Origin of the sequence: Massilia oculi (genome assembly GCF_017582745.1) — a bacterium.
GTDB classification, from domain to species: Bacteria; Pseudomonadota; Gammaproteobacteria; order Burkholderiales; family Burkholderiaceae_D; genus Telluria; species Telluria oculi_A.
The window spans coordinates 1-23,033 of sequence record NZ_JAFVIM010000024.1; the positions used below are offsets into that span (position 1 = coordinate 1).

A 23,033-nucleotide genomic window follows, 5' to 3' on the forward strand; every position below is an offset into this window, starting at 1 on the left:
TGGTTGTGGACCTACAATCACGACCGGCCTAACATGGCGCTCGGCGGTATTACGCCAAAACAGAAATTGGCGCTCGCCGCTTAACCTCTACTTTTAGCGTGCTCTAAAAATGGGGGGATTACCTCATGAATTGCGCTGGAATATTAAATTGAGAAAAGGATATTGCAGTTCGAGGAATGATTTCCTCTATGAGAGATCAATGTACCGGAGGCGGCGATCCGACAGCCAAAACAATTAGGGTCAGAGTAGAATTATTTTGCAATTTCTTTTAAGACTGGCTCAGTGAAAATAGCCTGAATAATAGTTGATCGCGAGTTCTTGGTAATTAATTCTACTCTGACCCTCATTATCTGAATTGCGGAGAAATTGTTCAATAATTCTACTCTGACCCTAATTGGGGAGGGTCAGGTGGGGAGGGCGATGGTGGCGGTGAGGCCGGGAGTATTGTTGGTGAGGGTGAGGGTGCCGCCGTGGGCTTCGACGCAGGAGCGGGCGATGGAGAGGCCGAGGCCGACGCCGCTGCCGCCGGCGCTGCCGTGGCCGTTGTCGCCGGTGGTGTCGCGGCAGCGGGCGCTGTCGAGGCGGGCGAAGGGTTCGAAGACTCGCTCCAGTTCACTGGCCGGGATGCCGGGGCCGTTGTCGATCACGGCCAGGATCACGTCGCTGTCTTCTCCTGGCGCACTGGCGCACAGGGTGACCTCGGTGCCATGGCGGAGCGCGTTTTCAGCGAGGTTGCCCACGGCGCGGCGCAGGGCGAGCGGGCGGCAGCGGTAGGGCAGGCGGTCCGGGCCGGCGTAGCGGATGCGCTTTCCGGGGCGCGCCAGCTCCGCCGCCAGCTCGCGCATCAGCGCCGCCAGGTCGACGTCCTGCGACGGTTCGCCGACGCAGTCCTCGGCCGCGAAGCGCAAGGTCTGCTCGACCATCAGGCCCATCGTCTCGAGCGTGCGGATCATCGCCGCGCGCAGTTCGGGGTCGTCGATCAGTTCTACACGCACCCTCAAGGAAGTGATCGGCGTGCGCAGGTCGTGGCTGATCGCGGCCAGCATGCGCGTGCGGTCCTCGACGAAGCGCCGCTGGCGCTCGGCCATCGTGTTGAAGGCGGCGGTCAGCTCTCGCGCCTCGCGCGGACCGGTCACCGGCAGCGGGCCGTCATGCTCGCCGCGGCTGAAGCGCTCGGCCGCGCGCTCCAGCGCACGGATCGGGCGCAGGATGCGGCCGATGAAGGGCAAGGCCACCAGCAGCACCGGCAGGGTGCTCACCGGGATCGAGAAGTGCAGCGGCCGCCACCAGGGACTGCCGCCGGGCGACTGCTGGTAGCCTACCAGCCAGCGTCCGTCCGGCAGCTCGACCGACGCCAGCATGCCGGCCTGCTTGACGCCATCGTTGCCCGGCGCATGGTCGGTCAGCTGCACCCAGCTGCGCGGCGCCGGCGTACGTGGCAGGCGCTCGGCCAGGGCCTGCGCCTGCCTGCGTTCGGCCTCGTTCATCGCCGGGCTGCCGGCGCTGGCGCCGGTGGCCAGCCAGAAGCGCGCGGTCGGCGAGCCGATCGCGGCCAGCATCTCTTCGCCTTTGTCGGGCGACAGGCGCAGCGACTGGTAGATGCCGGCCATGCGGTCGAGCATATAGCGTGCGGCCAGCGGATGCATGGCGTCCGGCGCCAGCTGGCGCGCGACGATGGCGGCGGCGTGCGCCAGCAGCACGGCCACCAGCAGCGTGGCGACCAGCTGGCCGCCCATGGTCTTCGGGATCAGGCGCATCAGCCGGCCGCCGGCAGTGCATTGACGTCGGCCGTGAATACATAGCCGTCGCCCCACGAGGTCTTGAGCAGGCGTGGCCGGCGCGGATCGCTTTCCAGTTTCTTGCGCAGCCGGCTCACCTGGCTGTCGATGCTGCGGTCGAAGTTCTGCACCTCGCCGTCGCGCGTCAGGTCGAGCAGCTCGTCGCGGCTCAGCACCTTGCCGGCGCGCTCGACCAGCACGCCCAGCAGCCGAAATTCGGAGGTGCTCAATGCCACCGGCTCGCCGCCGGCGTCAACCAGCTCGCGCCTGGCCATGTCCAGGGTCCAGTCGCCGAAGGCGTAGCGGCGGCCGTGCCAGCCGGTCGCGGCGCGGCCCAGGCGCCGCAGCATGCCCTTGATGCGGGCCACCAGTTCGCGCGGATCGAAGGGCTTGGTGACGTAATCGTCGGCGCCGATCTCGAGCCCGGCCACGCGGTCGTCCTGGCTCGCCATCGCGGTGAGCAGGATCACCGGCGTGCTGCTGGTCTCGGCCAGGTGGCGGCACAGCGACAGGCCGTCCTCGCCCGGCAGCATGACGTCGAGCACCACCAGGTCGATCGGATGCTGGCGCAGCAGCGTGCGCGCGGCTGCGGCGTCGGCGGCGGTCAGCACCTCCAGGTCGTGGCGGCGCAGGAAGGCGGCGAGCGGGTCGCGGATGTCGGCGTGGTCGTCGACCACGAGGATGCGGGATGAAGTGGAGACAGGATTCATTGCTGGGATATCGAGGCTTGTCACAACTTGACAAACTTTCTGGCAGTTAATTGCATATGATAATCATTATCATTCACTGCGAACGGGCCTGGCAATAGGTGTTCGCCGCATAAAAGAATTTTGAACGACAGAGAGAGAACGAAGCGTATGCAGCACACGACTACGGCATGGTTCAAGCGGACGATCATCGCGGCCGCACTCCATGGCGCCCTGGCCATGAGCGCCCATGCCGCAGCCGAGGCGCCGGACTTCAACCCGCAAGCCGCCGGCGCGTCCGGCACCGTGCCCACCGTCGTCGTGACCGCCGCCGGCTTCGAGCAGTCGGCCACCGACGCTCCCGCCAGCATCACCGTGATCACCCGCGAAGACCTGGAAAAGCGTCCGTTTCGCGACCTGACCGACGCGCTGCGCGACGTGCAGGGCGTGACCGTGACCGGCGTCGCCAATGAGCAGGATATCCTGATTCGCGGCCTGCCTGGTCAATACACGCTGATTCTGGTGGACGGCAAGCGCCAGTCGACGCGCGACGCGCGCACCAACGGCAACGCCGGCTACGAGCAGAGCTTCATCCCGCCGCTCGAGGCGATCGAGCGCATCGAAGTCGTGCGCGGCCCAATGTCCTCGCTGTACGGCTCCGACGCCATGGGCGGCGTGATCAACATCATCACGCGCAAGGTCGCCAAGGCCTGGAGCGGCTCGCTCGGCGTCGACGGCACCCTGCAGGAACACAGCGACTCGGGCAACTCGACCCAGGGCCAGTTCTTCCTGAACGGTCCGATCGCCAGCAACGTCCTCGGCCTGCAACTGTGGGGCAAGCAGAACAAGCGCACCGAGGACGAGATCCTGAACGGCTTCAACGGCGCCAAGGACCGCGACCTGACCGCGCGCCTGGCCTGGACCCCGAACGCCGCCCACGACGTGCTGCTCGAAGCCGGCAAGAGTGAGCTCAAGCGGCACAGCTCGGCCGGCGGCGTGCTGGCGCCGGGCGCCGCCAATACGCGCCAGGAGCACAGCCGCGACCACTGGTCGCTGTCGCACAACGGCCGCTGGGGCTGGGCCACCTCGCAGGTCGCGCTGACCCAGGAAAAAGGCCAGCGCGAGACCCATACGCAAGACGGAAATGGGAACTACATCCGCAACGAACGCGCGCCGGAAATCAAGAACACGGTGCTGGACGCAAAGCTCAACACCCGCCTGGGCGACCACTTCCTGGTGATCGGCGGCCAGTACAACCGCGGAGAACTCCTGGACCAGAATCCCGGCCGTCGCACGGGTGTGGACGAGCACTTCAGCATCATCCAGAAGGCGCTGTTCGTCGAAGACGAATGGAGCCTGACCGACACCCTGGCCCTGACCGCCGGCCTGCGCGCCGACGACCACGAAATCTACGGCAAGCACTGGTCGCCGCGCCTGTACGCCGTCTGGCATACGAGCGACGCGGTCACGATCAAGGGCGGCGTCTCGCGCGGCTTCCGTGCGCCGGAGATCCGCAACATCGCGCCGGGCTATGCCTACACCACCGGCGGCGGCGGCTGCACCTATGGCCCGAACGGCACCTGCGGCGTCATCATCGGCGACCCGGATCTGAAGGCCGAGACCAGCACCAGCTACGAGCTCTCCGCCCATTACAACAACAAGGCCGGCATCCAGGCGAATGCGACGCTGTTCTACACCGACTTCAAGGACAAGGTGGCGAACGCGCTGATCTACAACGACGACGGCTCGATCGCGCGCTGGTCGGAAGACCCGAACTACCGCCTCTGGTACAGCTACAACATCGACGACGCCACGATCCAGGGCCTGGAACTGGGCCTGACCTGGCAGCCGGTGCGCACGCTGTCGTTCAAGTCGAACTACACCTATACCGACTCCGAGCAGAAGGGCGGCGCCTACGAAGGCTATGCGCTGACCCGCACGCCCAAGCACCGCGGCACGCTGCGCGCCGACTGGAACGTCACCGACGCGCTCGACCTGTGGGCCTCGGTCACCTACAACGGCAAGGAAATCAATGCCGCCGCGCGCTCGGGCAGCAATGGCGTGACCCTGCCGAACGGCGCCAAGGAATACGGCGATTACACGATCGGCGACATCGGCATGACCTACGACTGGAGCCGCAGCGTCGCCATCAAGGCCGCGCTGTTCAACGTCAGCGACAAGCGCCTCGACGAGCTGACCTACAACACGGTCGGCGACGGCCGCCGCCTGTGGCTCGGGGTTACCACCCGCTTTTGAATACCATTTTGTTGAACGAGACAGGAATACCTACATGACCATCAAGAACATCTTCCACGGCCGCCGCGCAGTGCTGGCGGTCGGCGCAGCCCTGGCCTTCGGCGCGCTCCCGGCGCAAGCCCAGAACACCGTGCAGATCAAGCACGCCAGCGGCACCACCGCGGTCCCGGCCAGCCCGAAGAAGGTCATCGTGCTCGACGCCACCACCCTCGACAACCTGTCGGCGCTGGACGTGAACGTGGCCGGCGTGCCGACCATGAGCACCACCGCGCGTCCGCTACCGCGCCACCTGGCGCGCTACAACAGCGCGCCCAAGATGGGTACCCTGTTCGAGCCGGACTATGAAAAGATCCACGGCGCCAAGCCCGACCTGATCATCGTCGGCGGCCGTTCGCAGGCCAAGTACGCGCAACTGGCCAAGATCGCCCCGACCATCGACATGACCGTCGACCGCACCAACCTGGTCGCCAGCGCCAAGAACAATGTGACGACCCTGGCCGGCCTGTTCGGCAAGCAGGCGCGCGCCAAGGAACTGACCGACAAGCTGGACAGCTCGATTGCCTCCCTGAAGAAGCAGGCCGAAACGGCCGGCACCGGCCTGATCGTCCTGACCACCGGCGGCAAGATGAGCGCCTACGGTCCGGGTTCGCGCTTCGGCGTCCTGCACGACACCTTCGGCATCAAGCCAGCGGTGGCCAGGCTCGACACCTCGAACCACGGCCAGGCGATCTCCTTCGAATTCATCCAGAAGACCAATCCCGACTGGCTGTTCGTGATCGACCGCGACGCCGCCATCGGCCGCGAAGGCACCGCCGCCGCCAAGTTCCTGGACAATGAACTGGTGCGCCAGTCGAACGCCTGGAAGAACAAGCGCGTGGTCTACCTCGATGGCCTGAACTGGTACACCCTGGGCGGCGCCGGCATCACCGCGCTGCAGGAGAACGTCGACCAGCTGTCGCGCGCGCTGAACACCGCGGGACGCTGAACCCGATGGCAGTAGACGGGCGCGCCCCTCGTACCATCTCGCACGCCTGGCTGGCGCTGCCGTTACTATTAACGGCGGCGCTGGTCGCGTTGAGCGTCGCCATCGGCGCCGGCGACTTCAGCTTCGCCGGCCTGCTGGCGGGCACGCAGTCGACCGACTGGCAACTGCTGGTCGTCAGCCGCCTGCCGCGTACCCTGGCCCTGCTGCTGGCCGGGATGTCCCTCGCCGTGGCGGGCCTCATCATGCAGATGCTGGTGCGTAACCGATTCGTCGAACCGTCCACCGCCGGCACCATCGAGGCGGCCACGCTCGGCGTCCTGGCGCTGGCGCTGCTGGCGCCCGATACCCCGGTGTTCGGCAAGATGCTGGTGGCGGCCGCCTTCGCGATGGCCGGCACCTTCCTGTTCCTCGGCCTGTTGCGCCGCATCCCCTTGCGCTCACCCTACCTGGTGCCGCTGGTGGGCCTGATCCTGGGCGGTGTGATCCAGGCGGTGACGACCTTCTTCGCCTTTCGCCACGACATGCTGCAGACCCTGCACGCCTGGACCGTCGGCGACTTCTCCGGCGTGCTGCGCGGCCGCTACGAGCTGCTGTGGCTCGGCGCAGCGCTGGCCTTCGCCGCCTGGGTCGCGGCCGACCGCTTCACCGTGGCCGGCATGGGCCAGCAGTTCACCACCAACCTGGGGCTGAACTACAAGCGCCTGACCTTCTATGGCCTCCTGATCGTGTCGGCGATTTCGGCGGTGGTGGTGGTCACGGCCGGCAGCATTCCGTTCCTGGGCCTGATCGTGCCGAACGTGGTCAGCATCCTGTTCGGCGACAATATGCGCCGCTCGGTGCCCTGGGTCGCGCTGCTCGGCGGCCTGTTCGTGCTGGCCTGCGACATCATCGGCCGCCTGGTCGTGTATCCCTACGAGATCCCGATCGGCACCGTGGTCGGTTCAATCGGCGGCGCGCTGTTCCTGTACCTGTTGCTGCGAGGTCGTTCACGTGACGCTTGAGATATCCCCCAAAGCGCGCCTGGCCCTGCTCGCAACGCTGGCCCTGTCCGTCGTCGCCGCCTTCATGCTGATCGGCGCGAACGGCAACTGGGACTTCGTGCTGCCGTTCCGCGGCGCCAAGCTGGCGGCGATGCTGCTGGTGGCGTATGCGATCGCGGTATCGTCCGTGCTGTTCCAGACGATTACCCACAACCGCATCCTGACGCCGTCGATCATGGGCTTCGACGCCCTGTATTTGCTGATCCAGGCCGTGATCGTGTTCAGCCTCGGCATCGATCCGCTTACCGAGACGGGCAATCCGAACCTGCGCTTCGCGGTCGAGGTGGTCTTGATGACGGGCTTCGCCTGCCTGCTGTTCCGGGCGCTGTTCAACGGCGCGGCGCACAGCCTGCACCTGATGCTGCTGGCCGGCATCGTGTTCGGACTCCTGTTCCGCAGTCTGTCGAGCTTCGTGATGCGTCTGATCGATCCCAACGAGTTCATGGTGCTGCAAGACCGCATGTTCGCATCCTTCAATGCGATCCAGACCGGCTTGCTGTGGGTGGCGGCGCTGGCCATCGGCCTGGCCTCGCTGGCGGCCTGGCGCCTGCGCCACCGGTATGACGTCTTGACGCTGGGCCGCGAGATTGCGGTCAACCTTGGCATCGATTACCGGCGCACGGTGATGTTCACCCTGGCCCTGATCGCAGTGATGGTGTCGGTGTCGACCGCCCTGGTCGGCCCGGTCACCTTCTTCGGCCTGTTGGTGAGCAACCTGGCCTATGTGACGGCCGGCTCCGGCAAGCACCGTTACCTGCTGCCGATGGCCGTGCTGTGGGGCGTGGTGTTCCTGGTCGGCGGCCAGGTGCTGCTCGAGCGCGTGCTCGAACTGAACGCCACCGTCAGCGTCGTCATCGAGTTCGTCGGTGGCCTGCTGTTCCTGTTCCTGATCACCCGTAGAAAGTCCTAGATGATCGAGATTTCCCATATCAGCAAGCGTTATGCCGACACCGTGGTCGTCGATGACGTGACGCTCACCCTGCCGGCCGGCGGCGTCACCGCCATCATCGGCCCCAACGGTGCCGGCAAGTCGACCGTGCTGTCGATGATCAGCCGCCTGCTGCCGATGAGCGAAGGGCGGGTGCTGGTGGACGGCATCGACGTCGTCAACGGCGACAGCAAGGAACTGGCCAGGCGCCTGGCCATCCTGCGCCAGGACAACCACCTGCCGATGCGCCTGACGGTGCGCGACCTGGTCGCCTTCGGCCGTTATCCGCACACGCAGGGCCGGCCGACGATCGACGATGCCGCCCACGTCGAACGCGCGCTCGGCTATCTGGGCCTCTCGGCCCTGGCCGGCCGCTATCTCGACCAGCTCTCGGGCGGCCAGCGCCAGCGCGCCTTCGTGGCCATGGTGCTGTGCCAGGACACCGACTACGTACTGCTCGACGAGCCGCTCAACAACCTCGACATGCGCCACGCGGTCGACATGATGGGACTGCTGCGCCGCACCTCGCGCGAACTGGGCAAGACCGTGATCCTGGTCCTGCACGACATCAATTTTGCCTCTTGCTACGCCGACCGCATCGTCGCCATGCGCGGCGGGAAGGTGGCCTACCACGGCACGCCGCTCGAGCTGATCCAGCCCGAGGTGCTGCGCGACCTGTACCAGCTCGACATCCGGGTGCACGAGGTCGATGGCCAACGCATCTGCGTTTATTACTGAGGAGCGGCAGTGGAACGCTGGGTCGTCTACGCATTCCTGTCGATGCTGTTCGCCGGCGTGACGGCCGTCATCGCCAAGCCGGGCCTCACCGGCATCTCGGGCGACCTCGGAATGGCGGTGCGCACCTGCTTCGTGTTCGTATTGGTGCTGCTGTTCGCGGCGGCCGTGGTGCCGGCGCGCGAGCTGCAGGCGCTCACCCCGGCCAATATCGCCTGGCTGGCCGGATCGGCGGTGGCCACCGCGCTGTCGTGGATCTTCTATTACAAGGCCATCAAGGAAGGGCACGTGTCCACCGTCGCCCTGATCGACAAGGGCAGCGTGGTGATCGCGGTGCTGCTGGGCTGGCTGTTCCTGCAAGAGGCGCTCACCCCGGCCAAGCTGGCCGGCTGCGGGCTGATCGTCGTCGGCCTGCTCGTGATCGCGCGCGGATGAGCGGAGGCCTTCTGCTACACTCGGCCGATCGTTTCCCTTGAAGACCGCGCCGCGTTGATCCAGACCGTTCCTTCCGCCGACCTCCCGCCCGTGCTGGCCGGCCCCATCCTGCGCCGCATCGAACCGGGCCGACTGCTGCTGTGGCTCGTCGGCAGCGACGCGCTCGACCTGACGCTGGAGCTGGCGCCGCAGGGCGGCCCGGCACGCCGCCTGCGGCTCGACGGCGCGGCCTGCCGCGCCATCCGCGTCGGCCGCCATGCATACGTGCACCTGATCGACGTCGTGCTGGATGAGCCGCTGGCGCAGGACGTGCTGGTCGAGTACGACCTGCTGCTGGACGGCGGCGAAGGCATCGCGCACTGGGCGCCGCACCTGCTGCACGCAGGCGCGAGCCGGCCCAGCTTCGTGCTGCGCAGCCGTATGGACGACATCCTCTACGGATCCTGCCGCAAGCCGCACCATCGCTCGCGCGACGGCCTGGCCCGCGCCGACGCGCTGTTGGCCGATCGCATCGAGGAGGCCGGCGCGCGGCCCGCCATGCTCATGCTGTGCGGCGACCAGGTATATGCCGACGACGTGGCTGGCCCGATGCTGGCGGCCATTCACGCGCTCATCGAGCGCCTGGGCCTGTACGGCGAATGCCTGGAAGGCGCCGTGGTGGAAGACAGCGAGGCGCTGTATGCCCACCCGGCCGGCTATTACCGGCGCGAAGACCTGCTGCCCGCGTTCAAGTCGAACGATGACTTGCGCGACCGCTTCTTCGGCGGCTCGGAAAAGCCGATCTTCACCACCGCCAACGCCCACAACCATCTGGTGACGCTGGCCGAGGTGATGGCGATGTATTTATTGGTGTGTTCGCCGGCGCCGTGGCGTATCGTGGGCATACCTGCGATGCCGCCCTTGACGCCCAAGCATGTCGAACGCTGGCGGCGCGAAGGCGCGGCGCTGCAGGGGTTCTGCGCCGACCTGCCGCAAGCCGCGCGCCTGCTGGCGCACGTGCAGACCCTGATGATCTTCGACGACCACGACATCACCGACGACTGGAACCTCTCGGCGAAGTGGGAGACCACCGCCTACGAGCACCCGTTCTCGCGCCGCATCATCGGCAATGCGCTGGTGGCCTATATGCTGTGTCAGGGCTGGGGCAACCGGCCCGACGTGTTCACGGAGGCGCTCGACGCGATGGTGGACTTGAGCGCCACGCCGGATGCCATAGGACGGCTGGAGCCAGGCGCGCAGGACGCGCTGATCCAGCGGCTGCTGGCGTTTCGCCAGTGGGACTATATGCTGCACACCCAGCCCGCCATCATCGTCCTCGATACGCGCACGCGCCGCTGGCGCAACCGGCGCACGCCTGGCCATCCCTCGGGCCTGATGGACTGGGAATCGCTGACCGAGCTGCAGCACGAACTGCTCGACGAGACGGCGGCCGTGATCGTTTCGGCGGCCCCGATGTTCGGCGTCAAGCTGATCGAGGTGGTGCAGCGGGTCGCCACCTTCGCCGGTCTGGCCCTCACGGTCGACGCCGAGAACTGGATGGCGCACCGCGGCGCGGCCAGCAGCATGCTGAATATCTTCCGCCATTCGCGCACCCCGGGCAATTACGTGATCCTGTCGGGCGATGTTCACTATTCCTTCGTCTACGACGTCGAGGTGCGCGAATCGGATCGCCCGCAGCATGTGTGGCAGATCACCAGCAGCGGCATCAAGAACGAATTCCCGCGCCGGCTGCTCGACTGGCTCGACCGCCTGAACCGCTGGCTGTATTCGCCGCGCTCGCCGCTGAACTGGTTCACCAAGCGGCGCGACCTGGCCCTCAGCCCGCGCCTGCCCGACCAGCGCACGAGCGGCGAGCGCCTGTGGAACGGCGCCGGCATCGGCCAGGTATGGCTCGACGCCCACGGCCGCCCGATCCGCATCGTGCAGCACAACGCCGATGGCCGGCCGTCGACCGAGTTCCTGGTGCCGGACGACGCCGAAGCAGCCACGCCGGCGGCCGAGGAATCGCATCGGGCCGCGTAGGCCGCGCCGCTTAGTCCTTCAAGAGTGCCAGCGGCTGGCCGCGCGCCCAGCGGTTCGACGACAGCGAAAAGCTCAGGGCCCGCACCTGGTGATACCAGCCGGCCGGCACGTACAGCATGTCGCCGGGCTCCACGACGATCTCGACCAGCGCCGCCTGGCGCGCCAGCGGGAAGGCCTCGAAGTCGGGCGCTTCCGGGTCGAACGGGGAGCCGAACAGCAGCGGATTGGCCTCGCGCGTATACAGGAAGGCGTCATGGTGCGGCGGCGCCAGGAATATCCGTTTGGTCCCCCACAGCTGGGCGAAGATATTGTCGTCGTAGTCGCAGTGCAGCGGAGTCACCGTGCGCGCCGGGCCGATCCAGAAGCGGGGCGGGCCCATTTTCTCGAACCAGGTCGGCCAGTGGCATAGCCGGTTCAGTTCGCGCAGCGACAGGTTGCCCACATAGGGCGGCAGATCGGATGCGGCGTCGGGAGGCGTCAGGTCGAGGTAGTCGCGCAGCAGCATGTCCTGCATCGCGCGATCCGGTGCGAAGGCCGTATTGACGTAGTCGCCGATGCGCGCGCGCACCGGCAGATGGCCGAATTGCGCGCGCAAGTCCTGAGGAGTGAGGCTGGCCAGCGGCCAGCGCTTGACGACCCCGCTGACCAGGAAGGGCATGCCGGCCGCCGCCCGCGCACGAAAGCCTGCCGCACCCAGCCGGGCCAGGCGCGGCACGGCGGTGAACGGGGGAAGCTGGCGCGCGGCCTGGCGGATGGCGTCGCGCATGGCGGCGATCGAGGCCACGCCGCGTATCTGCGCTGCCTTGTCGGCGTCGGCCTGTTTTTTTGCCGCTGCCTCGTTCGCCGCCGGCAAGGCCTGGCGCGGCGGCAGGCGCTTGCCTGTAACTTTTTCTACTGCCATCTGATGTCGTACTGGACGCCCAAGTCGGACGAAACCACGTATGGTACTCGCAACACGCCTTTCATCCCGCCGCCAATTGATAAAAAGCAGGGTTTACCGCGGATGGAACGGCTCTGTTAGTCAGCGCACGGTCTCTTAATGCCGGTCCATTGTATTTTTGGTATCGCGACGCAGTTGGTTCGATACTGCGCTCGTGACGAAGCCCTGGAAGGGCGTCGGCCCGAGATAGGGACGAGCAGCCTGGGAGATCGATGGAACCTTTGTGCTGGTTCGAGGTCAGTGAGACAAGAAACTGATCTCGTGCATGAGCCAAAGCTGCCATTGATGTACCGCAGGCAGCTTTCGTTCCCGCGTTTTGTATCGGACTGATTCAAGGAAGAATGTGGTGATAGTCGAATATCGGTCTACTCCGCGTTGGTCACACATTTTATGAGGGATACATCATGGATAATCAAAAGTCTACCGAGGGTAAAGGCATCGACGCCAACAAGGCCGGTTCGAGCATTGGCAAAAGCCAGGATTCCAGCCTGAACAAGGGCACCAACGCTTCGTCGGGCAGCCAGCAAAGCGCGTCGTCGAACCTGAGCAGCACCAGCTCGTCGCCATCGTCGTCGAGCCTGCAAAGCGCTTCGTCGAGCGGCAATATGGGCAGCACTGGCTCGTCGTCGGGCTCGTCGATCGGTTCGCAGTCGTCCTCGTCGTCGAACCTGAGCTCGGCCGCAGGCAGCAGCGGCTCGCTGGGCAACAACGGCCTGGGCGCCTCGTCGTCGAGCCAGTCGGCATCGTCGACCCCATCGTCGGCTTCGTCGTCGGACTCGTCCAACGGCGATCAATCGACGGTCGGCGGCATCAAGGCAGCAATCTCGTCGATCTCGCCAGAGAAAGTGCACGCAGGCATCGACAAGGCAGCGCAAGCCGCCCAGCCTGTCGTCGACAACCTGGCTTCGCGCGCCCACGCCGGCGTCGACAAGGTCTCCGGTCTGCTGAGCTCGGCTCAAGAAAAACTGGGTGGCGGTTCGGCCCAGCTGAGCGAAAAGTGCTCGGACCTGTCGGCCCAGGGCAAGGAATACGTCAAGAACAACCCGGGCAGCGCACTGCTGGCCGCGGTGGGCGTGGGCTTCATCCTGGCCAAGCTGCTGGGTGGTTCGAGCGACCGTCACGAATATCGCAACTACCGCGATTGATGGCAGCGCGCCGTAAGGCGCGCTCCACGAGGTCCCGGCCCGGCATCCGCCGGCCGGGATTTTTTTCGTTCCGGCAAATTTAACGCTTCCTTAACGCTTCATTAACGTCTCGATGACAGCATGCAGCTCAGCATGCTGATCATGAACATCGAGAAACTTCATCTCCCCCAGGCAAGCAATCCAGAGGCATCCACCCAGTCTCCCGCAGCCGGACTGGCGCGCATCACGGGGTGGGCCGGTCCCTTCGCGCCGCTGGTTCAGATGCTGTGCATCGGACTACTGCTCCTGTCCACGTTCCGGATCGCCCTGATTGCCTGGCAATGGCCGCGCGTGGCCGCGAGCGGCATCGTGCCCGAGATCCTGCTCCAGGGTGTGCGCGCCGACCTGATCCTGCTGGGCTACTTCATCGCCGTTCCCTTGTTGCTGGCGCCGCTGCTGGCGCATGCCCGCAGCGCGCGCCTGTGGCGCATCGCCAGCGTGGGCTGGACGGCCGCGGCGCTGGTCTTCATCCTCTTCATGGAAGTAGCCTCGCCGCAATTCATCATGCAATACGATGTGCGGCCGAATCGCCTGTTCATCGAATACCTGAACTATCCGCAAGAAGTGTTCGCGACCCTGTGGCATGGTTTTCGCACCGCATTGCTGCTGGGCTGCGCATTGACCTTCATCCTGGGGCTGGCGCTGGTGCGCCTGCTGAGGTCTACCGCGGCCGGCATGACGATGTGGCCGAGCCGCAAGCTGCTGCTCGTCTGGCCGGTCCTGTGCCTGCTGGTGTTCATGCAGATCCGTTCGACCACGGGCCATCGCCCGGCCAATCCGGCCATGTTCGCCCTGAGCGGCGATGCAATGGTCAATTCCCTCGTCATCAATTCGGCCTGGTCGGTGCTGGATGCGGTGCGCTCGATGGGCAACGAGGCGAAGTCGTCCGAGATCTATGGCGACATGCCGCGCGAGCAGGTGCTCGCCGAGGTGAAGGCGGCGCCGTGGCTGCGCGACTACCGCTTCCCGAACCCGGAACTACCGACCATGCACTACCAGCAGGCGGCGATCGCGCGCAGCAAACCGCTCAATCTCGTGATCGTGCTGCAGGAGAGCCTGGGCGCCACCTTCGTCAAGTCGCTGGGCGGCCTGCCGGTGACGCCGGAGCTGGAAAAGCTCAAGGACGAGGGCTGGTGGTTCGAGCAGCTGTACGCCACCGGCACCCGCTCGGTGCGCGGCATCGAGGCGGTGGTGGCCGGTTATGCGCCGACGCCGGCGCGCAGCACGGTGAAACTGTCTCTGTCGCAGAATAATTTCTACACGCTGGCCGACGGGCTGGGGCGCCAGGGCTATCACACCGAGTTCGTGTATGGCGGCGAGGCCCACTTCGACAATATGCGCAGTTTCTTTACCGGCAATGGCTTCCAGAATATCGTCGACATCGGCGACATGAAGCCGCAATTCGTCGGCAGCTGGGGCGCTTCGGACGAAGACCTGTTCGACAAGTCGCTCGAACGCCTGAAAAAATTGCACGAGGGCGATAAACCCTTCTTCAGCCTGATCTTCACCTCGTCGAACCACGAGCCGTTCGAATTCCCGGATGGGAAGATCGACCTGCACGACCCGGACAAGCAGACCGTGAACAACGCGGTCAAGTACGCCGACTACGCCCTTGGAAAATTCATCCGCGAGGCGAAGCGGCAAGCCTACTGGAAGGACACCGTGTTCCTGATCGTGGCCGACCATGACAACCGCGTCTACGGCGATGCACTGGTGCCGATCAAGAAATTCCATATTCCCGGCCTGATCCTGGGCGCCGACGTCGAACCGAAACGCATCGCCACGATCGCCAGCCAGGTCGACCTGGCTCCGACCTTGCTGTCGCTGCTGGGCGTGTCCAGCAACCACCCGATGATCGGGCGCGACTTCGCCAGGGACGCCACGACGCCCGGCCGCGCCCTGATCCAGTTCAACGATTATTTCGCCTACCTGGAAGGCGCCGACGCGACCGTGCTGCGTCCCGGCCAGGCGCCGCTGGCGGCGCGCTATGACGCGGCCAGCGGACAATTCGATCCGGGGGAGGGCGCGCCGACCCGGGCCAGGGCGGACCAGGCGATGGCGCACGCGATCCTGCCGTCGCTGCTGTATCGCGAACAACGCTACCGGCCGCGCTGACGCCGTCTTACAATACGCGCATGCGCATCCTCATCGTCGAAGACAATCCCGACATCCTCGCCAACCTCTACGGCTTCCTGGAACCGAAGGGCTACACGCTCGACTCGGCCCGCAACGGCTATGGGGGCCTGGCGCTGGCCTCCGAGAACACCTATGACGTCATCATCCTCGACGTCATGCTGCCCGGCCTGAACGGCCTGGAGCTGTGCCAGAAGCTGCGTTCCGAGCTGCTGTCCACCACGCCGGTGCTGATGCTGACCGCGCGCGACGCCCTGCACGACAAGGTGGCCGGCTTCGACAGCGGCGCCGACGACTACCTGGTCAAGCCGTTCTCGCTGGTCGAACTCGACGTGCGCCTGAAGGCCCTGGCGCGCCGCGCCGGCGGCCAGCACGCGATCAGCCGCGAACTGCGCTTCGGCCCGCTGGTGTTCGATCCCGACCAGCAGGAGGCCGCGCGCGACGGCGTCAAGGTCGCCCTGACCAAGACCGGCTACGTGCTGTTGCGCTGCCTGATGGCGGCGGCCCCGCGCATCGTACCGCGCGAAGCGCTCGAGCAGGCCGTGTGGGGCGACGACCGTCCCGAAAGCGATGCCTTGCGCACGCATATCCATGCGCTGCGCCAGGCGATCGACAAGCCGTTCGCCTTCCCCCTGGTCCACACCATCGCCGGCGTCGGTTACAAGCTCGCCTTGCCAGATGCGCGCGGCTAGTTCGCTGAGCCGGCCGATCACCAGGGCCTTCATCCTGTTCGGCGTCGTGCTGTCGCTGTTCTTCGCGGTGCTGGCGGCGCTGGTGGTCGAGGGCATCGAGGTGCACCTGGTCGACGAACGCCTGGCCGAAGTCGAGAAGTGGGCGCGCCCGCGCGCCGCCGCCGGGCTGCCCGCCGACCTGCCGGCCGGCCTGCGCTTCCACCGCGGCGAGGACATTCCACTGTCGCTGCGCGGTTTGCCGGCCGGCGTGTCCGAGGCCGAGATCGACGGCATCGGCCTGCACGTGCTGGCGGGCAGCGACGAGGCGGGCCCCTACGTCGTGGTCGACCACGAAAGCGACTACGAGCAGATCGAGCTGCTGGTGTATTCGATGTTCGCCGCCTTCTTCGCCGGCTTCGTCATCCTGGCGCTGTTCCTGGGCCGCTTCGTCGGCATGCGGATCGTCACGCCGATCCGCGAACTGGCGGACGCGGTCGGCCAGGGCGAGGTGGCCTTGCCGCACACGGCGCGCGAGGACGAGCTGGGCATCCTGGCGCGCGCCCTGGACGCGCATACCAGCGAGCTGCGCGCCTTCCTCGACCGCGAACGCTTCTTCACGGGCGACGTCAGCCACGAACTGCGCACGCCGCTGACGGTCATCATGGGCGCGGCCGAGATCCTGGTCGAGAACACGGACAACCCCGCGGTGAGCGCGCCTGCGCGGCGCATCTACCGCGCCGCGCAGGAAGCGACCGAGTGCGTCACTGTGTTGCTGCTGCTGGCGCGCACGCCCGAACTCGGCCTGTTCCCGCCGGTCTCGGTGGGCGACATCGCGCGCGTCGAGACCGAGCGCTACCAGCACATGGTGGCCGACAAGCCGGTGGTCCTGCGCTGCACCGGCTCGGCTGTGATCAACGTGCGCGCGCCGGCCGAGCTGTGCGTGTCGGCGGTCGCCAACCTGATTCGCAACGCCTGTCAGTACACCGAGCAGGGGCAGGTGACGGTGGTGCTCGAACCCGGCCGCGTCAGCGTGGAAGACACCGGCCCGGGCTTGCCGGACGCGGTGCGCCAGACGCTGGGCCGGGACGCGGCCGCGATTCCATCGAGCGGCTCGGCCGGGACCGGCCTGGGCCTGTCGCTGGTGAAGCGCATCTGCGAATACCTGGGCGCCAGGCTGGTCTACGAACAGCGCGCGGGCGGCGGCAGCCGCTTCACGATCGTGTTTCCGGGCGAGTTCACGCAATCCTGACGCCGGCTTGACGCCGGCCTGAAGCGCCCCTCCTTACTCTTCAAGTACTGCGGTCCGTGTCGGACCGCGCTGCTTGAGGGAAGAGCGTGGAGAGATTGTTCGTCAGGCGCATCCAGGCGCCGGTGCTGGTGCTGGTCGTGGCATTGTTGCTGGCCAGCGTGGGTAACATCAAGTTCTGGTCGGTCCTGAGCAGCGCCGCGGGCGGCGTCTCGCTGGCCAGCCTGCCGCTGCTGGCGGGCTCGTTCCTGATCGTGGTCTTGTTCTTCAACGCCTGCCTGACGCTGGCCAGCTTTCGGCTGGTCGCCAAGCCGGTGCTGATCGCGCTGGTGCTGGCCGCGTCGGCCGCCGGCTATTTCATCGCGACCTATGGCATCGTCATCGACAAGGCCATGATCCAGAACGTGTTCGAGACCGACACGCGCGAAGCCACGGAGCTGATCAGCTGGCAGATGGCGGCCAGGATCGGCCTCTTGGGCGTGCTGCCTTCGTGGGCGATCTGGCGCGCCCGGATCGCCTTCCCGCGCGGCGCGCGCGGGCTGCTCGAACGCGCGGGCATCGCTGGCGGCTCGCTGCTGCTGGCGCTCCTGCTGCTGGTATTGCTGTACAAGAGCCTGGCGCCGGCGCTGCACGAGCATCGCGAGCTGCGCTTCCTGCTCACGCCGACCAACTTCATCCAGGCGACGCACGGCTACCTGCGCGCGCGCTGGGCCGCGCCCATCGTGGTCGCGCCGCTCGGACGCGACGCCGTCAAGGGCGCCGCGTGGAAGGGTGCGCAGCGCCGCACGCTGACCGTGATCGTGGTCGGCGAAACGGCGCGCGCGGCGAATTTCTCGCTCAACGGTTACCCCCGCGACACCAATCCGCTGCTGGCGCGGCAACGCGGCTTGATCAACTTTTCGCGCGTGCGTTCCTGCGGCACCGCGACCGCGGTGTCGGTGCCCTGCGTGTTCTCGGCCTTCGGCCGCGAGGACTACAGCCAGTCGAAGGCCGAGCGCCAGGAAGGCTTGCTCGACGTGCTCGCGCATGCCGGCTTCGACGTCGTCTGGCGCGACAATAATTCGGGCTGCAAGGGCGTGTGCGACCGCGTGCACTACGAGGACCTGTCGCGGACGAAGCCGGGCCGTCCTTGTGAGGGTGACGAATGCTACGACGAAGTCCTGCTCGACGGCCTGCCGGAACTGCTGCGCCGCGGCGGCAAGGACATGGTGGTGGTGCTGCACCAGAAGGGCAGTCATGGTCCCGCCTATGCCAGCCGCTATCCGCGCGCCTTCGGCCGCTTCGGCCCGGTATGCACCAGCAACCAGTTCGAGACCTGCTCCCGCGAGTCGATCCGCGCCGCCTACGACAACACCATCCTATACACCGACTACTTCCTGAGCGCGACCATCGACCGCCTGCGCGCGCTGGCCCAGGGCGAGGACGTCGATACCGCGATGCTGTACTTCTCGGATCACGGCGAATCGCTGGGCGAGAACAACGTCTACCTGCACGGCACGCCCTATATGTTCGCGCCGCGCGAGCAGACCGAGGTGCCGATGATGCTGTGGATGTCGGACGGCTTCAGCGAGCGCTTCCGCATCGACCGCCGCTGCCTGGGCCAGCGCCGCAACGAGCCGCTGTCGCACGACAACATGTTCCACTCGGTGCTCGGCATGCTCGACGTGAACACGGCGGTGCTCAATCCGCGACTCGACATCTTCCATGCCTGCGTGCGGGGCGCGTGAGATGGGCGCCGCCACTTCCACTGCGCTGCTGCCGGCGCGGGTGGTCCGGCGCATGGCTGCGGCGCTGGCCGCCGCGGCGCTGGTGATCTTCTGGATCGGCCGCGGCACCGACGTCGACCTGGCGCTGGCCGATGCGGTGTTCGATGCCGCCAGCGGCGTCTTCCCCTGGCGCCATGCCTGGCTGGCCGAGACCTTCAGCCATATGATCCTCAAATGGCTGCTGATGCTGCTCGCGCTGGGCTTCATCGGCCGCGCCCTGGCCGACCTGGCCTGGCCGCGCGCCCGCATGGGCGGTCACGCGCGCCTGCGGCTGCGCATCGTCGCGCTGTCGGCAGTGCTGGTGCCGCTGGCGGTCAGCGTGCTCAAGCACTTCAGCACCTCGCATTGTCCGTGGGACTTGCTGCGCTATGGCGGAGATCAACCCTATGTGCGCCTGTTCGAGGCCTTGCCGGCCGGCGCCGTCGCCGGACAGTGCCTGCCGGCCGGGCATGCGTCGAGCGCCTTGTGGCTGCTGTCGCTGGCGGTGTACTGGCTGCCGGCGCGGCCACGGACGGCGGGCGCGGTGGCCGCCCTCGCGCTCGCGTTCGGTGCGGCGGTCGGCTACCTGCAGCAGCTGCGCGGCGCCCATTTCATGACCCACACCCTGTGGTCGATCTGGATCGCCTGCGCCATCGTCCTGTTCCTGGCCGCCGTCCTGCGGGCGCGGCCATCCCGCCGCAAGGCGCCCTCCAACCCCTTATCGGAACCCATCCATGTCGCAACCACAGATCAGTGAATTCAAGAGCAAGCAAGGCCTGGGACGGATCCTGTCCGCATCCCGCTATTCGGCCGAAGGCCTGAAGTTCGCCTGGCAATCGGAACACGCCTTCCGCCAGGAGCTGCTGGTGGCCGTGCCGGCCATGCTGGCGGCGGCGCTGCTGCCGCTGCCGGCCCTCGAGCGGCTGGCCCTGGTCGCGGTGCTGGTGGCGGTGCTGGTCGTCGAGCTGCTCAATTCCGCCATCGAAGCGGTGGTCGACCGCATCTCGCTCGAGCGCCACCCCTTGTCCAAGAGCGCCAAGGACCTGGGCAGCGCGGCCGTCGCGCTGGCCGTCATGCTCGCTGCCCTGACCTGGGGTGTGCTCGTCCTGCCCCTGTTGTTTACTTAGCCGGACTGTGCTCCTCGGCCTTCGTCGGCGCCGGCGCCGGCTGGCGCCGCAGCCTGCGCGCGTGGCGCTTGAACCAGTGCTCCAGGTCGTCGATATAGGTGTAGACGGCCGGCACCACCAGCAGGCTCAATAAGGTCGAGGTGATCAGGCCGCCGATCACCGCCACCGCCATCGGCGAGCGGAAGCTCGGGTCGCCCGAGAAGCCCAGGGCCAGGGGCAGCATGCCGGCGCCCATGGCGATGGTGGTCATCACGATCGGGCGGCTGCGCTTGTGGCAGGCGTCGACCAGGGCGTCGAAGCGCTCCATGCCGGCTTCGCGCGCCAGGATCGCGTAGTCGACCAGCAGGATCGAGTTCTTGGTCACGATCCCCATCAGCATGATCAGGCCGATCATGGTCGGCATCGACAGCGCATTGCTGGTGATCAGAAGGGCGACGAACGCGCCGCCGATCGACAGCGGCAGCGCCGCCAGGATCGTCACCGGCTGCATGAAGTCCGAGAACAGCAGCACCAGCACGCCATAGATGCACAGCACGCCGATCAGCATCGCGACGCCGAAGCTGTTGAACAGCGCCTGCATCTCTTGCGCGTCGCCCAGTTCGGCGATCGTCACCGACGACGGCAGCGACTGGAATACCGGCAGCGCGCGCGCCTCGGCATTGACCTCGCCCAGCGCGCGGCCGGACAGCTCGACGTCGAGCGTCACGTTGCGGCTGCGGTTCAGGCGGTCGATCTGGGCCGGACCGCTTTCCATCGTGATGTCGGCGACGGTGGACAGCAGCACCGGGCCGTTCGCGCCCGGCACCGTCAGGCGCCCGATGGCGTCCAGGTCGGCGCGCACCGCATCCGGCAGCTTGACCCGGATCGGCACCTGGCGCTCGTCCAGGTTCATCTTGGCCAGCGATTGCTCGTAGTCGCCGGCGGTGGCCACGCGTACCGTCTCGCCGATCGAGGCCGCCGTCACGCCCAGGTCGGCCGCGCGCGCGAAGTCGGGCCGCACGATGATCTCGGGACGTACCAGCGAGGCGCTGGAACTGACGTTGCCGATGCCGCGCAAGGTGCGCAGCTCGCGCTCGGCCTGGCGTGCGGCGGCGGTGAGGGCTTGCGCGTCGTCGCTGCGCAGCACCAACTGCATCTTGGTGCCGGCGTCCGGTATGCCGACCGTGAAGCGGGCGCCGGGGATGTCCACCAGCGCCTGCCGGATGTGGTTCTCGATCACGCCGAGCTTCACGTCGCGATCGCTGCGGTGGACGGTGGTGATGGTCAGGACAGCGCGGCGCGCCTCGGCCGCCGCGCCAGGCGAGAAGGCGTCGCCGCTGGAGCCGCCGCCGATCGAGCTGAACACGCTCTTCACGCCGGCCACCCCCATCACCTTCTGGCGCACCTGCTCGGCCACCGCATGGGTCTGGGCCAGGGTGGCGCCCGGCGGCAGCTCGACGTTGACCTGGCTCTGCGAGCGGTCGGCCGGCGGCATGAAGCCGGTCGGCAGCAGCGGCACCAGGGCCAGCGAACCGACGAAGAACAGGGCCGCGCCGAGCATGGTCAGGCCGCGCCGGCGCAGGCACCACTGCATGACGGCCAGATAGCGGCGCATCAGCGGGCCGTCCTGCGGCGCATGCCCTTCTTTGCCGGCATTCTTCGGCGCCTTCATCAGGTAGGCGCACATCATCGGCGTGAGCAGCCGCGCCACCAGCAGCGAGGCCAGGATGGCCAGCACCGCGGTCCAGCCGAACTGCTTGAAGAATTTGCCGGGGATGCCGCCCATGAAGGCGGTCGGCAGGAACACGGCGACCAGGGCGAAGGTGGTGGCGATCACCGCCATCCCGATCTCGTCGGCCGCTTCCAGCGCGGCCTGCATCGGCGTCTTGCCCATGTGGAGGTGGCGCGAGATGTTCTCGATCTCGACGATCGCATCGTCGACCAGCACGCCAACCACCAGGGCCAGCGACAGCAAGGTGACCATGTTCAGCGTGTAGCCGAACAGGTATTGGCCCAGGAAGGCCGGGATCACCGACAGCGGCAGGGCGGCAGCGGCGATCAGGGTCGCGCGCCAGTCGCGCAGGAACCACCACACCACCAGCACCGCCAGCAGCGCGCCTTCGTACAGCATGTGCATCGAGGCGTCGAAGTTCTCTTCGACCGAGTAGGAGTTGTCGATCACTTCCCTGATCACGAGCCTGGGATTTTCCTTGCCCAGCTGTTCCATTGCTGCGCGCGCCCCGGTGGCGACGTCGATCTCGCCGGCGCCGCGGGTGCGGAACACCTCGAAGGCGACCACCTTGCGGCCATCCTGTTCGGCCAGCGCACGCTGCTCCTCGACCGTGTCGATCACGTTGGCCACCTGGTCGAGGCGCACGTGGCGGCCGTCCGGCAGCGGGATGTCCATCGCCGCCAGCTGCTGCGCGGTCTGCACGGTGGCCAGGGTGCGCACCGATTGCTCGACGCCGGCCACGTCGCCGCGTCCGCCCGGCGCTTCGCGCTGCACATTGCGCAGCTGGCGCGAGACGTCCAGCGCCGAGACGCGCAGCGCGGCCATGCGCTGGTCGTCCAGCTCGACCCGCACTTCGCGCGTGACGCCGCCCACGCGCTTGACCGCGCCCAGGCCGGGCACGCTCAGCAGGCGCTTGGAGACGTCGTTGTCGACGAACCAGCTCAGGTCCTGGTCGTCCAGGCCCGAGCCCTTTGCCGCCTCCACGGTGAAGGTCGAGACCACACGGCCGGCGGTGGCGGTCTTGGTCACCGTCGGGTCGCGCATCTCGGCCGGCATGTCGGCGCGCACGCGCGAGACCGCGTCGCGCACGTCGTTGACGGCATCGGCCGGATCGCGCTCGAGGATGAACTCGACCGTGATGGTGGCCACGCCGTCCAGCACGCGGGTATAGATGTTCTTGATGCCTTGCAGGGTGGCGATCGAGTCTTCCATCTTGCGCGCGACCTCGGTCTCGAGCTGGGCCGGGGCGGCGCCGTCGAGGGTCGCGGTGACGGTCACGATCGGCAGCTCGATGTCCGGGAAGTCCTGCACCTTGCTGGCGTTGAAGGCCAGCAGCCCCGCCACGGTGAGCAGGGCGAACAGCATGATCGCCGGGATCGGGTTGCGGATCGAGAGGGCGGAGAAATTCATG

The 23,033-nt window shown here is 67.0% G+C and carries 18 protein-coding genes; 14 read left to right on the forward strand and 4 right to left on the reverse strand.

Translation table 11 applies throughout. From position 1 onward, the window contains the following. Positions 1-404 precede the first annotated feature (404 nt). Complete coding sequence (locus J3U95_RS22590; protein ID WP_208280879.1) at positions 405-1,757, reverse strand: ATP-binding protein; 1,353 nt, start codon at positions 1,755-1,757, stop codon at positions 405-407. After that, positions 1,757-2,488 (reverse strand): response regulator, encoded by a 732-nt coding sequence (locus J3U95_RS22595; protein ID WP_208280880.1) that lies wholly within the window; start codon positions 2,486-2,488, stop codon positions 1,757-1,759. The genes J3U95_RS22590 and J3U95_RS22595 overlap by 1 nt, the downstream gene beginning before the upstream one ends. 147 nt (positions 2,489-2,635) lie before the next feature. On the opposite strand from J3U95_RS22595, the gene J3U95_RS22600 reads away from it, so the two are divergent. The 7 genes from J3U95_RS22600 (at position 2,636) to J3U95_RS22630 (ending at position 10,865) form a co-directional block, all read left to right on the forward strand. Then, positions 2,636-4,720 (forward strand): TonB-dependent receptor domain-containing protein, encoded by a 2,085-nt coding sequence (locus tag J3U95_RS22600; protein ID WP_208280881.1) that lies wholly within the window; start codon positions 2,636-2,638, stop codon positions 4,718-4,720. 34 nt (positions 4,721-4,754) lie between these two features. After that, on the forward strand, positions 4,755-5,705 hold the full coding sequence (locus J3U95_RS22605; protein WP_208280882.1) for a siderophore ABC transporter substrate-binding protein: 951 nt from the start codon (positions 4,755-4,757) through the stop codon (positions 5,703-5,705). Positions 5,706-5,710: 5 nt separating this feature from the next. Then, positions 5,711-6,706 (forward strand): ABC transporter permease, encoded by a 996-nt coding sequence (locus tag J3U95_RS22610; protein ID WP_208280883.1) that lies wholly within the window; start codon positions 5,711-5,713, stop codon positions 6,704-6,706. Beyond that, on the forward strand, positions 6,696-7,655 hold the full coding sequence (locus J3U95_RS22615; RefSeq protein WP_208280884.1) for an iron chelate uptake ABC transporter family permease subunit: 960 nt from the start codon (positions 6,696-6,698) through the stop codon (positions 7,653-7,655). Before J3U95_RS22610 ends, J3U95_RS22615 begins: the two co-directional genes overlap by 11 nt. After that, positions 7,656-8,411 (forward strand): iron ABC transporter ATP-binding protein, encoded by a 756-nt coding sequence (locus tag J3U95_RS22620; RefSeq protein WP_208280885.1) that lies wholly within the window; start codon positions 7,656-7,658, stop codon positions 8,409-8,411. Between the two features lie 9 nt (positions 8,412-8,420). Beyond that, positions 8,421-8,843, forward strand: coding sequence for an EamA family transporter (locus J3U95_RS22625; protein ID WP_208280886.1), 423 nt, complete (start codon positions 8,421-8,423; stop codon positions 8,841-8,843). A 90-nt stretch (positions 8,844-8,933) separates the two neighbouring features. Next, a complete protein-coding gene (locus tag J3U95_RS22630; RefSeq protein ID WP_208280953.1) occupies positions 8,934-10,865 on the forward strand; it encodes a metallophosphoesterase family protein in 1,932 nt (643 codons plus the stop codon). Positions 10,866-10,875: 10 nt separating this feature from the next. On the opposite strand, the gene J3U95_RS22635 is transcribed toward J3U95_RS22630, so the two are convergent. Continuing rightward, a complete protein-coding gene (locus tag J3U95_RS22635) occupies positions 10,876-11,766 on the reverse strand; it encodes a cupin-like domain-containing protein (RefSeq protein ID WP_208280887.1) in 891 nt (296 codons plus the stop codon). A 443-nt stretch (positions 11,767-12,209) separates the two neighbouring features. Between J3U95_RS22635 and J3U95_RS22640 the strand changes: the two genes are divergently transcribed. From J3U95_RS22640 to J3U95_RS22670, 7 genes are all read left to right on the forward strand, one after another. Continuing rightward, the gene (locus tag J3U95_RS22640) at positions 12,210-12,950 is read left to right on the forward strand and encodes an ElaB/YgaM/YqjD family protein (protein ID WP_208280888.1); all 741 of its coding nucleotides are present in this window, start codon (positions 12,210-12,212) and stop codon (positions 12,948-12,950) included. A gap of 132 nt (positions 12,951-13,082) precedes the next feature. Further along, positions 13,083-15,104 carry an LTA synthase family protein gene (locus tag J3U95_RS22645; protein ID WP_229520034.1) on the forward strand — a complete coding sequence of 674 codons (2,022 nt, stop codon included), beginning with the start codon at positions 13,083-13,085 and terminating at the stop codon, positions 15,102-15,104. A 20-nt stretch (positions 15,105-15,124) separates the two neighbouring features. After that, positions 15,125-15,814 carry a response regulator transcription factor gene (locus J3U95_RS22650; protein ID WP_208280889.1) on the forward strand — a complete coding sequence of 230 codons (690 nt, stop codon included), beginning with the start codon at positions 15,125-15,127 and terminating at the stop codon, positions 15,812-15,814. Beyond that, positions 15,801-17,042: a sensor histidine kinase gene (locus J3U95_RS22655; protein ID WP_208280890.1), complete on the forward strand. Its 1,242-nt coding sequence runs from the start codon at positions 15,801-15,803 to the stop codon at positions 17,040-17,042. The genes J3U95_RS22650 and J3U95_RS22655 overlap by 14 nt, the downstream gene beginning before the upstream one ends. A gap of 86 nt (positions 17,043-17,128) precedes the next feature. After that, a complete protein-coding gene (locus tag J3U95_RS22660; protein ID WP_208280891.1) occupies positions 17,129-18,766 on the forward strand; it encodes a phosphoethanolamine transferase in 1,638 nt (545 codons plus the stop codon). 1 nt (position 18,767) lies between these two features. Beyond that, positions 18,768-19,541 carry a phosphatase PAP2 family protein gene (locus tag J3U95_RS22665; RefSeq protein ID WP_208280892.1) on the forward strand — a complete coding sequence of 258 codons (774 nt, stop codon included), beginning with the start codon at positions 18,768-18,770 and terminating at the stop codon, positions 19,539-19,541. Continuing rightward, positions 19,519-19,911, forward strand: a complete 393-nt coding sequence (locus tag J3U95_RS22670) for a diacylglycerol kinase (RefSeq protein WP_208280893.1) — start codon at positions 19,519-19,521, stop codon at positions 19,909-19,911. The genes J3U95_RS22665 and J3U95_RS22670 overlap by 23 nt, the downstream gene beginning before the upstream one ends. Here J3U95_RS22670 and J3U95_RS22675 read toward each other — a convergent pair. Beyond that, positions 19,904-23,032, reverse strand: a complete 3,129-nt coding sequence (locus J3U95_RS22675; RefSeq protein ID WP_208280894.1) for an efflux RND transporter permease subunit — start codon at positions 23,030-23,032, stop codon at positions 19,904-19,906. The genes J3U95_RS22670 and J3U95_RS22675 overlap by 8 nt on opposite strands. Position 23,033 lies beyond the last annotated feature (1 nt).

Coding starts and splice junctions, on each gene's coding strand:
- J3U95_RS22590 (WP_208280879.1), bottom strand. CDS start 1,757: ATGCGCCTGATCCCGAAGACCATGGGCGGCCAGCTGGTCGCCACGCTG.
- J3U95_RS22595 (WP_208280880.1), bottom strand. CDS start 2,488: ATGAATCCTGTCTCCACTTCATCCCGCATCCTCGTGGTCGACGACCAC.
- J3U95_RS22600 (WP_208280881.1), top strand. CDS start 2,636: ATGCAGCACACGACTACGGCATGGTTCAAGCGGACGATCATCGCGGCC.
- J3U95_RS22605 (WP_208280882.1), top strand. CDS start 4,755: ATGACCATCAAGAACATCTTCCACGGCCGCCGCGCAGTGCTGGCGGTC.
- J3U95_RS22610 (WP_208280883.1), top strand. CDS start 5,711: ATGGCAGTAGACGGGCGCGCCCCTCGTACCATCTCGCACGCCTGGCTG.
- J3U95_RS22620 (WP_208280885.1), top strand. CDS start 7,656: ATGATCGAGATTTCCCATATCAGCAAGCGTTATGCCGACACCGTGGTC.
- J3U95_RS22635 (WP_208280887.1), bottom strand. CDS start 11,766: ATGGCAGTAGAAAAAGTTACAGGCAAGCGCCTGCCGCCGCGCCAGGCC.
- J3U95_RS22640 (WP_208280888.1), top strand. CDS start 12,210: ATGGATAATCAAAAGTCTACCGAGGGTAAAGGCATCGACGCCAACAAG.
- J3U95_RS22645 (WP_229520034.1), top strand. CDS start 13,083: ATGCTGATCATGAACATCGAGAAACTTCATCTCCCCCAGGCAAGCAAT.
- J3U95_RS22650 (WP_208280889.1), top strand. CDS start 15,125: ATGCGCATCCTCATCGTCGAAGACAATCCCGACATCCTCGCCAACCTC.
- J3U95_RS22655 (WP_208280890.1), top strand. CDS start 15,801: ATGCGCGCGGCTAGTTCGCTGAGCCGGCCGATCACCAGGGCCTTCATC.
- J3U95_RS22665 (WP_208280892.1), top strand. CDS start 18,768: ATGGGCGCCGCCACTTCCACTGCGCTGCTGCCGGCGCGGGTGGTCCGG.
- J3U95_RS22670 (WP_208280893.1), top strand. CDS start 19,519: ATGTCGCAACCACAGATCAGTGAATTCAAGAGCAAGCAAGGCCTGGGA.
- J3U95_RS22675 (WP_208280894.1), bottom strand. CDS start 23,032: ATGAATTTCTCCGCCCTCTCGATCCGCAACCCGATCCCGGCGATCATG.